General features: G+C 66.9%; 12 protein-coding genes. 2 read left to right on the top strand and 10 right to left on the bottom strand.

All coding sequences use genetic code 11. The annotated features are described in order from the left end of the window. Window positions 1-93: 93 nt before the first annotated feature. The 7 genes from STRTUCAR8_RS47245 to STRTUCAR8_RS47275 form a co-directional block, all read right to left on the bottom strand. Window positions 94-426: a hypothetical protein gene (locus tag STRTUCAR8_RS47245; protein WP_006383598.1), complete on the bottom strand. Its 333-nt coding sequence runs from the start codon at window positions 424-426 to the stop codon at window positions 94-96. A gap of 71 nt (window positions 427-497) precedes the next feature. Next, entirely contained in the window at window positions 498-812 is a 315-nt protein-coding gene (locus tag STRTUCAR8_RS51485; protein WP_006383636.1) for a hypothetical protein, read from the bottom strand. Between the two features lie 12 nt (window positions 813-824). Next, window positions 825-1,868, bottom strand: a complete 1,044-nt coding sequence (locus STRTUCAR8_RS47255; RefSeq protein WP_006383609.1) for a major capsid protein — start codon at window positions 1,866-1,868, stop codon at window positions 825-827. A gap of 12 nt (window positions 1,869-1,880) precedes the next feature. Continuing rightward, on the bottom strand, window positions 1,881-2,294 hold the full coding sequence (locus tag STRTUCAR8_RS47260; protein WP_006383656.1) for a head decoration protein: 414 nt from the start codon (window positions 2,292-2,294) through the stop codon (window positions 1,881-1,883). 186 nt (window positions 2,295-2,480) lie between these two features. Beyond that, window positions 2,481-3,122, bottom strand: a complete 642-nt coding sequence (locus tag STRTUCAR8_RS47265; RefSeq protein ID WP_044474118.1) for a hypothetical protein — start codon at window positions 3,120-3,122, stop codon at window positions 2,481-2,483. 135 nt (window positions 3,123-3,257) lie between these two features. Next, complete coding sequence (locus tag STRTUCAR8_RS47270; protein WP_006383617.1) at window positions 3,258-4,490, bottom strand: cytochrome P450 family protein; 1,233 nt, start codon at window positions 4,488-4,490, stop codon at window positions 3,258-3,260. A 13-nt stretch (window positions 4,491-4,503) separates the two neighbouring features. Then, on the bottom strand, window positions 4,504-6,336 hold the full coding sequence (locus STRTUCAR8_RS47275; protein ID WP_006383634.1) for a hypothetical protein: 1,833 nt from the start codon (window positions 6,334-6,336) through the stop codon (window positions 4,504-4,506). Window positions 6,337-6,473: 137 nt separating this feature from the next. Here STRTUCAR8_RS47275 and STRTUCAR8_RS47280 point away from each other — a divergent pair, with 137 nt between their 5' ends. Beyond that, the gene (locus STRTUCAR8_RS47280; RefSeq protein ID WP_044474119.1) at window positions 6,474-7,325 is read left to right on the top strand and encodes a hypothetical protein; all 852 of its coding nucleotides are present in this window, start codon (window positions 6,474-6,476) and stop codon (window positions 7,323-7,325) included. A 67-nt stretch (window positions 7,326-7,392) separates the two neighbouring features. Here STRTUCAR8_RS47280 and STRTUCAR8_RS47285 read toward each other — a convergent pair whose 3' ends face one another. The 3 genes from STRTUCAR8_RS47285 to STRTUCAR8_RS47295 all read right to left on the bottom strand — a co-directional run bounded on the left by STRTUCAR8_RS47285 (window position 7,393) and on the right by STRTUCAR8_RS47295 (window position 11,651). After that, window positions 7,393-9,432, bottom strand: a complete 2,040-nt coding sequence (locus STRTUCAR8_RS47285; protein WP_006383627.1) for a hypothetical protein — start codon at window positions 9,430-9,432, stop codon at window positions 7,393-7,395. 147 nt (window positions 9,433-9,579) lie between these two features. Continuing rightward, complete coding sequence (locus STRTUCAR8_RS48625; protein WP_234372456.1) at window positions 9,580-10,986, bottom strand: terminase large subunit domain-containing protein; 1,407 nt, start codon at window positions 10,984-10,986, stop codon at window positions 9,580-9,582. Between the two features lie 128 nt (window positions 10,987-11,114). Next, window positions 11,115-11,651 (bottom strand): hypothetical protein, encoded by a 537-nt coding sequence (locus tag STRTUCAR8_RS47295; protein ID WP_006383620.1) that lies wholly within the window; start codon window positions 11,649-11,651, stop codon window positions 11,115-11,117. Between the two features lie 102 nt (window positions 11,652-11,753). Between STRTUCAR8_RS47295 and STRTUCAR8_RS47300 the strand changes: the two genes are divergently transcribed. Further along, window positions 11,754-12,476 (top strand): DEAD/DEAH box-containing ATP-dependent helicase, encoded by a 723-nt coding sequence (locus tag STRTUCAR8_RS47300; protein WP_143666456.1) that lies wholly within the window; start codon window positions 11,754-11,756, stop codon window positions 12,474-12,476. The last annotated feature ends 213 nt before the right edge of the window (window positions 12,477-12,689 follow it).

Genomic DNA, 12,689 nt, shown 5'->3' on the forward strand with positions numbered 1-12,689 from the left:
CGAGGCGCTGCCAAGCGTCCTCCAGTACTGCGGCGACACGAGCCGCCACGGTGGCCGCATCCCCGGGGGTCAGCGGCGGGAATTCGTAGGCCACTATCGCCGCCAGTGGTGGTACCGGCGGTGAGCGGGCTGCAGCGGGGCAATGGCCAGCGTGTCCGCGCCAGTTGGATCGTCGGGTGCGGTCGTGTCTTCCAGGGAGGCGATCTGTCTCTCCAGGCCTGTCAGGTTGTTGGACTGGTCGAGGGTGACCACGCCGTCGACGGTCATGCGGAGTGGGTCGGCGAGCAGCTTCGCGCGCCGTTCGGCCAGGACCTCGTTCGCGACAGCGCGGGCAGAGGCCAGTCGCGCGTAGCGTGCGTCCAGGTCGGATGTGTCGGTGGTGGGGCCGAGCTGAGCCAGCAGCCAGGCGCGTACAGCGACGTCCACGAGATGCTCCTGTCCTTCGAGGTGAGGCCCGACACCGTGGCGGTGCCGAGCCTCACTGGATGTGCCGCTACCTATACACCTGCGCCGGCCGTCTTCGCGGCGCGTCGTCTCGGGGTCTTGGCGGGCTCCGGCTCCGGCTCCGGCTCCGGCTCCGGCTCCGGCTCCGGCTCCGAGGCAGCGTCCGCCACGGTCGGCGTCTCTTCCGCATCGCCGTCCGTGCCGATCGGGTCTGGGGTGGCCTCATCCGGAGAACGAGCCTCCCCCGACCATGCAGCCGGATTCAGGATGAGCGGGGCGAGCCGCTCGGGAACCTCCTCCCCCGCTTCCAGCCGGATGGGGCCCTGCTCGGGGTCTCGCAGGAATACCGTGCGCGCCAACTTCGCCATGACCAGCTCCCGTTAGAAGACCGTCGCAGCGATGTGGATGTCCGGCACGTACAGCACGGGCATCGCAGCAGCGGCCGAGATCGTGGACAACTGGACGGGGGTACGCGTCTGCACGTAGGTGGTGATCACGATGCCGGGGGCCTCCTCTGCAGTGATGACTCCCTTGCCGCGCAGCTCGATCGACTCGGCGGTCAGACCGTACTGGGTCTCGCCCCACTGTTCGCGGCGCGGCGGGATCATCGCCCACATCGACTCCGGGGTCGTGCGCACCAGGTTGTCGCCGCTGTCGTACGCCTGCACGTCGTAGGCGGTCACGGGCGGCAGGTTGTACTTGGCGCGGACCCGGTTGACCTCCTCCGGCGCGAGCATCCCACTCGGAATTTGCTCGGTGGACGGCGAGTTGTAGAACGCGGCCCGGTACTCCGCCGTGGACCCGAGCAGCGACAGCGCCTTCTCCGAGCTGATGACCCGCTCGGGGCGCGGTGCGCCGATGCTCTTCAGGTACTGGATCCACGCCAGCTCGTCGGTGACCGGGGTGGCCGCATCCGACTGGGACCACGGCACCGCCACCACCGGCCGGTTGGCGGCCGGCACCTTCCAGTCCACGTCCAGGGCGACTCCAGGCAGGGACACCACCCCAGCGGACAGCATTTGTCCGGCGGCGATCTCCATGGCGGCCTTCGTGGCCTCCACATGCTGTTCGAGGTCGTCGTAGAGCAGGTCGAGGAACTCGCTAGTGTCCTGGCCCCGGTCTACGGCCGCCAGGATGATCTGGAGCTCGGAGAAGGGCAGTTCCTGGCCGACCCAGGGCAGCATGCCTTCGTTGATGACCTGCTCGGCACGCCGCCTGGCGAGCGTCGGCGCGGCTTCCCACGCGCGGAACTTCGCCGCGTTGACGCGCCGCTTGCTGCTCTTGGTACGGAACTTGACGTTGTCGATGTTCCGTTCGGCGAACACCTCGCGGGTGAGGAGGTAGTCCTCCGGCGTGGTGATCGCTCGGATGAACGCCTGGATGTCTTCGGGGACGATCGCCTCAAGGAGCTTCTCAAGGGCCATGGGGCTGCCTCCTTACCGGTAGTGGATGAATGCGGTCGTGTTCGCGGCGGCCGGGGGTGCGAAGGTGACGGGCAGCTTCGCCGCCTGCACCTCGCCGCGCCACAGCAGTGCGCCCGCGGTCTTCGCAGAGCCGGGGGTGAACGCGGTCTCGGCAACGAGGAATCCGGCGAGGATCTGACTGCCGTCACTGGCTGCGGCGTTGTAGGGCACGTAAAGGCCGGATGCGGTGATCTTGCCGAGCGGGATGCCGGACTTGATGATGTGGCGGGGCTGGTTCTGCGTGCCCGCCGTGTAGTGGGTGCCTGCCGTCAGCTTGCTGGTGTCGACAGTGATCGTCTGGGCTTCGTGGACGCCGTCCAGTGAAGCGAGCCATGTCCGGTCGTCGGTGACCGTCGTGGTGGTGGTGAGGACCTGGTAGTCGCTCACGATGTCTCCCTCGTGGGTGCGGATCGAATTCCTCCCGCACCCGGCGCGAGTTGCAAGGGGCGGTGTCCACGAGATGAAGGCGGCCGAGCCGCGCCAGGGCGTGGTCCCTGATCAGCCCGACCGGGTTCCGGAAGGGCGTCCACGGATTGAGGGGCGTGGTCCCACGGCCATGTCTCGTTGACGTGGTCAGTCGCTGATGAGCCCTCGCCGCCGGGCCATTTCGAGCCCCGCCGCTCCGCGCCGGGGTGGAATGCCTCCGCGCCTCGGCGGGCCGCCGGCGGGAGATCCGCCCGGAGCAGGCGGCACGGTCTCCCGGCCGAGGCCGAACAACTCGGGCCGTCGCTCCTGGAGTTGCTCAGCGGCAGCGGCGACAGCCGCCTCGTCGGCGTCGGGCTGGTCGTGCAGGGCACGGTCGATCAAGAGGACCGCGTCATCGAGGTCGTCCCCCGTCGCGCCGAGACCTCCGAGAGCAGCACGCCGGATAGCGGCGCGCTCCTTGGCCAAGGCCTGCGCCTCGCGCGTCTCGGCTGACCTCAGCTTCTCCTCAGCGGCCTGCTCACGGCGTTCGACCTCGGTCAGCGCAGCCTGGTCAGCATCGCGCTTCGTCGTGATGAACTCGGCCAGTGCCTCGGAGCTGTCGAACCCGAGGTCGACGAGCAGTTTCTTCACAGCCGCCCGGCCACCCTGGGTCTTCTCCCGAGCCAGCAGCCGCGAGAGGTCTTCCTGCGTGACGCCGCCATTCGGGGCGTCACCCTCGTCACCGGACTTGTTGGAGTCGTCTTCGGGCGAGATCGGTTCGAGGGGGTTGGGGAGTGAGGGGCGCGTCATGCGTGAACCATCCACAGGTCTCCAGCGCCCCCGCGCCAAAGATCAGTGTAGCCATCGCGCCGCACCCATCAGGCCTCACGTCTCGCGCCTTCCAGCCAACGACATGCCCTTTGGTGCTCTGGATCGGATAAGGCCTCAAGCACTGTCGGCGGCCGCAGCCACATTGGCAGTGCGGACCGGAAGGACGAGTAGTCCGCGGGATCGCATTGAGGGCCGCCATTGCAACTCGCTCGGCGCCACGCCGAGGGTCAAGTCGGGGAAGCGGGCGAAGAGCGCAGCCAGGGCGATCTCGGTCTCCATCCGAGCCAGCGGAGCACCCAGGCAGTAGTGGATTCCGTGGCCGAGAGCGAGGTGTCCGGTGGCATCGCGGTTGATGTCGAAGCGGTCCGGGTCGGTGAAGCGATGCGGATCCCGGTGGGCGGCGGCGAGGGACAGCAGGACGGTCTCGCCGGCGGGGATAGTCACCCCGCCGATGGTGACATCCTCGGTAGGGAACCGCCGGATGGCCAGGGGGACCGGGCCGTCGTAGCGGGCCAGTTCCTCCACCGCGGCGCTCAGCCGGGCGGGGTCGGCGCGCAGTTCGGCCAGCTGATCGGGGTGGCGCAACAGGGTCAGGATCGCGTTGCCGATCAGGTGAACGGTGTTCTCGTATCCGGCTACCAGGATGAGGAAGGCCAAGGACATCAACTCGTCCTCGCTCAGCCGGTCCTCCTGGTCGCGTACGGCGATCAGGGCGGAGAGGAGATCGTCGGCCGGGACAGCTCGCTTGGCGGCTATGAGGCGGGTGAAGAACGCCAGCACGCTGCCGACGGCTTCCTTGGCCTGGGAGGGCTGTGCGGGGTCGGGAGCGACGAGGGCGTCGGTCCAGGCCCGGAAGTCGAGCCGGTCAGCCGGGGCCACCCCGAGCAGGTCACAGATCACCGTGATCGGCAGAGGCGCCGCGTACGAGCCGATCAGGTCCACGTGTTCCTGCGGGGCGATGGCGTCCAGCAGGCGGTCGGCGGTGCGCTGGATCGGCTCGCGCATCTGCTCGATCTGGCGGGGAGTGAAGGCCCGAGACACCAGGCGCCTGAGGCGGGTGTGGTCCGGGGGGTCCATGTTGAGCAGGTTCGCGTCCAGCGCCGGCGGCAGGGCCATACCCCGGTAGCCGCCGGGTGCCGCGTTGCGTTTGTCCAGGGACAGCCGAGGATCGGCCAGTGCCTGGCGTACGTCGTCGTAGCCGGTCACCAGCCAGGCGGGCAGCCCGTCCGTCCCGGTGATTCGATGGACGGGCTCGGTCTCGCGAAACTGCGCGTACACGGTGTACGGATCGGCGGCGAGCGCCGCGTGGTCAACAAGCCTCTGCTGAGCCGGAGTTGTACTGGTCATGCCCTGACCCTACTTATGAGAGATCAGGCTCAAGCGGCACCGCCCGGATCGCTGGTATTCCAGAGTCAGCCGCGGGCAGCCCGAGGTACCTACGCACGGCTGCGTTGTCCCCCGTCGCGTCGGCGAGCCGAGCGGCGGCCTCGAAGGCTCGGGACTGGATGCGTTCGATCTCATCCTGTGCATCGTCGACGGGGTATCCAGCGTCAATCAACATCCGTACGCCAGTCTCGACGGACAGCACTCCGGCCCCAACCCCCTTGACCACCTCGTCAAGGACGGCGGCACGGTCGGTCGGGGTGTGCGGGCCCCACATCAGCCGAGCAGGCAATGACTCCCCTGCGGGCCAGCCCTCGGCCTGTCCGGCTTGGTGAAGCCGCTGCACCATGCGCAGCAACACGGCGTACTTGTGGCTGCGGACCAATCGCATGGAGGCAACGAGCGAGTCCAGCGGGCCCAGGGCGAGCTGTAGGGCGTACCCGGACGGCAGGGCGGTCGGGTCGAGGGTGCCGAGGCCGGCGGCAGTGAGGCGGCTGTTCGCTGCGATCCGGTCGAGGATGTGGTCGACGCGGGCGCGGAGTTCGGCCAGTTGGGCCGACGTGTCGAGAACGTCCATGCGCCCGTTGTCGCTGAGCTGCCACACCGTCCCAGCCCGGACTTTCACTGGTAGCGGCTGGCCGGTCGCTCGGTCGATGGGCAACCGGGCACCCGCCAGGCCGATGATCGGCGAGCCAGTAGTGGCCGACGCGCCCGAACCATCGGTGTCGGTCGCGGACAGCTCGTCCAGGGCCTGGAGGACGGTGGCCACGGTCGGCTTCCCCCAGTGCTCTCCGCTGGTGGGGATGCTGTTCGTGATGTGGACGACGGGTATGAAGTCCGCCATCAGGTCGAGCCGGTCGAGGACCTCGCCGTCCGAGCGGACTCGGTACCGAGCCTTGTGCATCGGCAGGTCGTACAGGAGGTCGGCATGCGTGAGGTCGTCCAGGTCCCATTCCGCGTCGGTGAGGAAGCACGTCCACGGGGAGGGCCGGTTGAGTGCCCAAGGGTAGGTGCGGGTGATGATGCCCGTGTCGGCGTTCCGCGCGTCGCCGCTAGTTAGGATCGGATCGCCGTCGTCGGTGTACAGGTACTCGCGCGCCGGGCTGCCGTCCTTCGCTGCGCCGCGCCGACTGGCCGGACCGATCGGGCCGAGTTCGTAGGTGACCCGCCGAAGCCTGGCCTTGAGCCCGCGCCGTTTGTCCTCGGGCAGCTCCCACGCCAGGTGAACGCGCAGGGGGAACTCGGCGCCGTCCTGCTCTCCGTCCTCCGGCCACTCCGGGAAGTACAGGCCCGGGTCCCAAGTACGCAGCACGACCCGGCCCTTCGCGGGATCCCAGGCCAGGGTGTAAACGGCGTCGCCGAGCAGAATTGCGGTTCGCTCGGCCTGCTGAAGGCGCAGCGGCAGCAGCTCCTTCTCTGCCCACGTCCTCAGCTTGTCCTGTACGGCGAGCGCCGCGGCTGCTTCGGCGGTCGGCTCGTCGTCGGTGTGCTCCGCGCCCGCGACGCTGATGACCTGCTGGGAGCCGAGGAGGTAGCCGAGCGCCGTGTCGACCAACTTGGAGGCATCTCCGAGTTCCCTCCGCTCGATGCCTGCCTTGTCATCGCCAGTCACGGCGGCGAACTGGCCGGCCTGGTTGGAGTCGTACGCGGCCAGGAGCCGGTAGGCGGCCAGGCGTCGCAGGTCCTCGTCCGGCACCCAGGAGCGGGTCAGTTCCGCCCAGGTGTTACGGCCCGGTCGGCGCGGGTCAGCCATGGCTGGCTTGTAGTCCAGCCAACTCCAGGCGTCGGTGATCAGCTCGCGCAGGCCCACAGTGCCCCTCCGACAGTCGGCCCCGCGCCGCGCCTCCAGCCTACGAGACGTCTTCTACGTCGGACTTCCGCAGCTCCGAGCGCCTCGGGATCCGGAAATTCCGAGCAGCCGAAGGCTCCGGGGTCGAAGATTCCGTCATGAACAGCAACCTGCCGGATGATTGGTCCCCAGCGGACAGTCCGTACTCGATCGCACTCTCGGAATCGAGCTGGCTGCGTGCCACAGTCGCCTTGACCGTGGCACGCATGCACGGTGACGACGTCCAAGTCGGCTGGTTCAGCTCCCGGCAGATCGACGCACGAACACTGGTCGTCGCCCTGCGCCAGCTCCTCGCCGCGGTCAAGCTCGAACGGATCGCCCTCAAGGACCTCGGCATGGATCCCACGGTGATCACCGCACTCGATAACGCCGAGCAGGTCTTCCTTGACGCCCTGCCGAACATCAAGCACGTCCGTGACGGCCTCACTCACTTCGAGGACTGGGCTCGCGGTATGGGCAAGTTCGGCCCCCAGGCCGACGCCCGCAAGGGCGCTGACCCGCGGGATGTAGCCCGCGGCTTCTGGAGTTTCGGCTACGACTCGGTCACCGACACCGTCTCCATGGGGCCGTTCACCATCTCCGTCAGCGCGGCAGTCCCCGCTGCCAATGCGCTGTGCGATGCGATCTACGCCGCGACACGCGAGGTCGACCAGCGGAGCACGGCCGAACTACGGGACCAAGTCGTCCACGCGCTGACCGACGCGACGATTCCCTGTACTCCCCCACAGGACCCGGTGCTCGTCTCGCAGGGTCACGACATGCGGGTCTGCCTCTCGCTCAACCTCAGCAGCGTTCCGGGCGGAGAACACAGGGAACTGGCAGAGCGCGTTGCCACGGTAACGGCCCACGCCGGGCTGCGGCTGACGTCGTCGGCGTTCCCGGAGGCACAGGACATCGCTGAACGCCTGGTGGCTGGCGAGCCACTGCGTGTTGAGAGGAATGGTCCATAGATCGGCGAGTCTTCAGACAAGGCACGGGTGATGAGGCTGCATGAAATGGAAATAGCTCCATTATTGATCAACTAGACGGAAGTCCCAATTTATCGAAGAACGCTCGGTTCCGCTCGGTGGCCGCGTTGACGAGACGGTCGAAGCTCACCACTTCGATGTATGCCTTATACGGCTCATTGAAACCGAAGTAGCCGAGCCCGTCGTGGGTGGGCCGCAGGCTCGCATATTTGCACCTATCCACCATCGTCGGTGTGAGATCGGCGACGACGTAGCAGAAAGCGGGCGCCTCATGCGTCTCGGGGATCTGCCGCCCCGATGCGGTCTTCACGCCACCGGCGCGCACACGCTTCACATACTCCAGGCACTGCTGGATCGGATCCTTGCCCTCTGACGCGTCGTTGCGCATCGGCCGTTTGACCTCGATCACAACGATGGAAGGCAGCGGAAGCGTCTCGCCCTCCGCAGCGAGCACCGGGGAGCTGACGAGCCGAGTCGCGAGCACGTCGGGCTCCCTCGTCGAATCGGATCCTGTAATCGGCATGCTCTTGAGCGTCTTGTCGGAAGCGAGGTAGTCGTGGAACGCAAGCCGCTCGTCGATGATCCACAGGTTCGAGGCGTCGGTGCCGATCTCGTTCGAGTCGGTCCGCATCGGGATGAGCAACGAGTGGATGGCGTCCTCCCTGCTGTACCTGCCCTGGTCGTCGGACCTGATCAGTCTGGTGAGTACGTCGAGGATCGCTCGCCGGCGCGAGACGTACGCGGCCAGGTCGGACTGGTTGATGTCCTTCACCATGTCCAGATAGCGAGCGAGCCGTTCGGCGTAGTCCTCGGGCTGAGCGGAGCCGTCTTCGGCGAAGACAGCCTGACCCTCGGCGATCGCAGTGGCTTCAAGCTTCTGTAGGTTGCCGTGCAGCAACAGCTCAAGGTCGTGGTCCTTGATGGAAGGATCCACGGTCACGCCGAGCGGCTCGAGCCGCGACAGGACGGGCCGGTACCTCGGCGCACGGTTGCTCACGAACTCGTTGACGCGAGCCTTGCCCTCCTCGCGCGCTGCGCTGAGCGGGCCGGCGAGGATCCTCTCGACTTCCTTCAGCACCCCCTCGCGGATGTCGTCCAGCGATACGTCTTCGATCAGCGTCGCGCCCGGCACGCGTTCGGCGATGTCGAAGGCCGTGCGGTCGGAGCGGACGTGGTTATCCAGGAAGGCGGAAGACAGGTAGCAGACATACGTGAACGGGGAAGACGCTTCGTCCTTGAGTCGTCCGTGTAGCCCCGGCACCTTGCTCGTGAGGTTCTCGTCCATGACCACGCGGTTCGCGGCGCACCAGTGCAGTCGCGGCAGATTGCGCGTCGAGGACTTGAGGCGGAGGTTGACCATGTCGAACTTCTCACCTTTGACGTCGATTGAGCTCCTCGGCATCTCGGAGAACACAAAGTCGTCCATGAGGTCGTTGAACGAGACGGTCTCGCCATCGTCGGTCACCGTGATGTCGGGCGCGCCGCCTGGGCGGAGGAAGTACCAGATGCAGTGCTCGAACGTCTCGCGAGCAATGGCCTCGACGGTCTTCAGCGCGCTCTGTTGGAAGGGCTTTTTGAACCCGTCGAGGCTCACGATCGTGCCGACATCGCCCAGGCCGTCCACCTCCCCGCCCGGCTCGACCTCCCCCTCGACGGAGAACCGGAACTGCCGTCGATGGAAGCCTCTGGCTTCGTCCTCATAGGCGCTGCGGATCGAGACTCTGTCGAACGCCTTGAGCCAGAGCAGACGTCCCACGCCACGGCAGCCGATGGCGGCCTTGTGGTCGCTGTCCAGTGTCTCGAACGAGGTCATGTTCTCCGGGGTGAAGCCCACCCCGTTGTCCTCGACGCTGAAGCCGACAATGGGCTTCAGCGCCATACGACCAGGACCAGCGGGACCAAAGTCGAGTTCCTCCTGTGAGCTGCGCTGGATCCGGACGATCAGACGGCCACGCCCGACATCGTCACCGAATCGGGCGTCGATCGCCTGAATCCCGTTAATGACAGCCTCATGGAGCGGCAAGAGGGCATGACTCTTCGGCAGGCTCGTGTTCCGGACCCGGCCAGCCAGCGACGTAGTCAGCGCCATGGTTTTCCTCCTCGCTCCGACGCCGCCGACCCTACCGGTGCGCACGGATGATAGAGACAATTTCAACGAGCCTCATCACCGCGGTCATATCCTCCTGGGCAGTTTCCTCTTGGGGCCGTTTTCGGTCGTACCTCTGCCCTCGCCAGTTCAGCGGCGGCCGTCGAAGCGGTCGTCATCGGTGTCGGTGGGCAGGGTGTCGAGCTGGTCGGGGTCGGCCAGTTCGGTCAGTCCGTGGACAGCGGCGTCCATGCGATCGGGGCTGTCCATTCCCTCGACCCAGGTGACCATCTGACCTTCCAGCTCGGGGTATTCGCCGACGTGGTGCACGAGCTGCTGTTCGTACAGCTGGGCGACAGGGGCGGCCCGTAGGCGTTTGCCGACCTTGGCGGTGACCTCCAGGATCATGGGCATCAGGAGCCCCTGGGTGACACCTTCGCGGCGCAGCTGCTCCCATGCCTGGGTGACGATCTGCCGAGCCATGTCGCCGCCGTAGTTCTTCTCGACCACGATCGCGTCGGCCTTGAGTTCGAGCGCGAGACGGCAAGCGGCCAGGCCCCAGTCGTTGGCGCCCATAGAGCCGGATCGGTCAGCCAGGACGTACAGCTGCCGGTCGAAGTCGCGGCCGACGCCGATGACGCCTGTTTCGTCTCCGACGGTGGACTCTCCGCCAGCGGGGTCGACGGCGACGACGATGCGCGCCATGTCGAGGCCGGAGAACTGGACGGCGTTGATGCGGGCGGTCTCGATCCACTCCCGCTTCCAGACGCCTCCCTCCGGCGGCCGAGGCTTCTGCAAGTAGAGGGCGCCCCATACGCGTTCGCCGACTCGCTTGCGGGTCTTGGCGTGATGGGTGACGTCGAAGCGTTCGGGCCACAGCGCCTCCCCAGGGGCGCGGCCGAGCGGATCATCGGAGCTGTCAGCGATGGCGGGCAGGTCGATGACCCGCCAGGCGTCGCGCTCGGTGGCGAGGATGCGTCCGGCGAGGTCGTCCTCGTGCCATCGGGTCTGGATGAGGCAGATGGCACCAACGGGTTCGAGTCGGGTCTGCAGTACGGAAGTCCACCAGTCCCAGGCGCGCTTGCGCATGGTGGGACTGTCTGCATCCGCCATGTCCTTGACCGGGTCGTCGACGATAGCGATGTGTGCGCCGCGCCCGGTGAGGCCGCCGCCGATACCGGCCGCGAGGAGGCCGCCTTCGCCGCCGACGAGGTCGAAGCGGTTGGCGGCCTGGCTTCCTGCCTTGAGCTGGATGCCGAGGTCGTCGCCCCAGGTGTTGATGGCGTCCCTGATCCACCGGCCGTGGTCGTCGGCCAGGTCAGCGGAGTAGCTGGCGATCATCATGCGGTGGCCGGGGTTGCGCCGCAGGTACCAAAGGGGCGCCCAGCGAGAGGCCCGCCGGCTCTTGCCGTGCCGCGGGGGCATGGTCAGCATGACGCGGTCGCATCGGCCTGCGGCCATGTCGATGAACGCCTGGTCGATGAGGTCCAGGTGCGGGGCCTGCATCTCGCGTCCGCCGGTGAGGACGGCGGCGAGCGCACCTGGCGAGCGATCCATGGCGAGTTGGCGTTCGACGCGGGCCAGCTCCGCACGCAGCGTCGGAGATGCGGCCCGTGCGATGGTGCGGCGCTGCGCTGGCGGAAGGGTCCTGTAGTGAGCGATAACGCTTTCGTGGTCGCGCGGGGTCATTCGCCGTCCAGATCCGTGAGCGCGATCAGGGCGTCGAGTTCGTCGACGGTCACGTTCTCGACCTGGACCGGCCCGCCGTCCGGGCCGGACAGTTCCGCTCGGACGGGCATGTCGAGGCCGAGCAACCGTGCGCGGCGCTCCATGATCCGCAGGGTGCGGTCGATGGCGGCGAGGTCCTGGTCGCGGACGGCTTTCTTGTAGGCGACGAAGAACAGCCGGTCGAGGCGGTCAGCTTCCAGTGCACGCAACTCGTCGACATCATCGTTGAGTTCGGCGCGGCGGTCGGCCAGTGCGGTGCGGACGTCCCGGCAGGCGGTATGAATCAGGGCCTCGTTGGTGGGCGGGTCCTGGTTCTTGCGATACCGCTCGACTCCGTACCCCTGCGGGTAGGCGATGCCGTCGGAGTTGACGGCCGGGTCGGCTGCCAGCTTGCGGGCGATCGTCAACCAGTCCACGCCGGCGAGGCGTAGATCGATGGCGTCCGAGCGGCGGCGCGCGATGGCCGCACGCGCGGCTCTGTCGGGGCGTCCCACGGCGGGGGTCCTTCACAGCTCGGGTGCGCCCCCGCGCCCTACAGACATGATCGCGCATGTCGATCAACCCGTGCTCTCGTCCGCCAGCGACGATTCGGACGAATGGCCTCGCTCAACGGTACGAACGTCTACGCTTACTGCGTGAACATTCTTGGGGAGGTGCCTGAGATCACGACGTCAGGTGTCCCTCAGGCTATCTGCTCCCCAACTCCTGCACAGGCCCTGGCATTTGAAGCATGGCGGAGCCTCGACAGCGCGACACTTCTGGTTACAGGCCCACCAGGTACCGGCAAGAGCATGTTCGTCAAGCGTGTGATCATGGAGCACCTCGCCCGGGGCGACCGACTTGTCATCACGAGCACTGGCGCGGGTAAGACGAGAGCCGCTGTTGCCTGGGCGTCGTTGGCCACCACGCTCGAACTCCGGAAGGCTATCGAATCCTTCCACGAGGTACTGACTCACTCAGCAGTGCCAAGCACTGCCCTGTTGTCGACATCCGAGGCTGACAACAAGCTTCCCACGATCACCTCCGGGTTGGTACAGAGCGACGCGTCTCAGCAGATCAATCTCACTGGCCTTGGCTCGTTTGACCTGATCGAGGAGTTGCGTCTCTTCCTCGATGCGATTGATCTTTCCATCCAGCAACTCGTTCGAGTCGTCGAATCTTTCCTCGGTATTCGCCACTTCGACGCCACAGGGCCAGCGCCGCCGCACGCAATGTCGCCATGCGGGGTGATTCGCTTCGCTGCCCCCAGGATTCCTCGCGCGCCCGGCTGCGATCGTTCCATGCCGATCACAACCAACTATCACGCTCCGGCTGCCTGACATTGACGAGGGCAGCCGAGCGCCCTCCGTCACGTCCCTGGGTAGGGCTCATGTTTTCACGCGTGGAATTCGTCTGCCTCGCAGCGATTGCCATCCTCTTCGCCGTTCCTGCTACCGCATGGTGGATCAAGCGATTGAGGCAGGTTGGCGTCAGCATCTCGATGCTTTGCCGAAAAATTCGGCACTACTTTCGCGTCCAGCGCGCGATCTTCG

Origin of the sequence: Streptomyces turgidiscabies Car8, from assembly GCF_000331005.1 — a bacterium.
GTDB classification, from domain to species: Bacteria; Actinomycetota; Actinomycetes; order Streptomycetales; family Streptomycetaceae; genus Streptomyces; species Streptomyces turgidiscabies.

Bases quoted from the DNA above. Each gene is read 5' to 3' on its own strand.
- STRTUCAR8_RS51485 (WP_006383636.1), bottom strand. From the start codon at position 812: ATGGCGAAGTTGGCGCGCACGGTATTCCTGCGAGACCCCGAGCAGGGC.
- STRTUCAR8_RS47255 (WP_006383609.1), bottom strand. From the start codon at position 1,868: ATGGCCCTTGAGAAGCTCCTTGAGGCGATCGTCCCCGAAGACATCCAG.
- STRTUCAR8_RS47265 (WP_044474118.1), bottom strand. From the start codon at position 3,122: ATGACGCGCCCCTCACTCCCCAACCCCCTCGAACCGATCTCGCCCGAA.
- STRTUCAR8_RS47270 (WP_006383617.1), bottom strand. From the start codon at position 4,490: ATGACCAGTACAACTCCGGCTCAGCAGAGGCTTGTTGACCACGCGGCG.
- STRTUCAR8_RS47280 (WP_044474119.1), top strand. From the start codon at position 6,474: ATGAACAGCAACCTGCCGGATGATTGGTCCCCAGCGGACAGTCCGTAC.
- STRTUCAR8_RS47285 (WP_006383627.1), bottom strand. From the start codon at position 9,432: ATGGCGCTGACTACGTCGCTGGCTGGCCGGGTCCGGAACACGAGCCTG.
- STRTUCAR8_RS48625 (WP_234372456.1), bottom strand. From the start codon at position 10,986: ATGGATCGCTCGCCAGGTGCGCTCGCCGCCGTCCTCACCGGCGGACGC.
- STRTUCAR8_RS47300 (WP_143666456.1), top strand. From the start codon at position 11,754: ATGGCCTCGCTCAACGGTACGAACGTCTACGCTTACTGCGTGAACATT.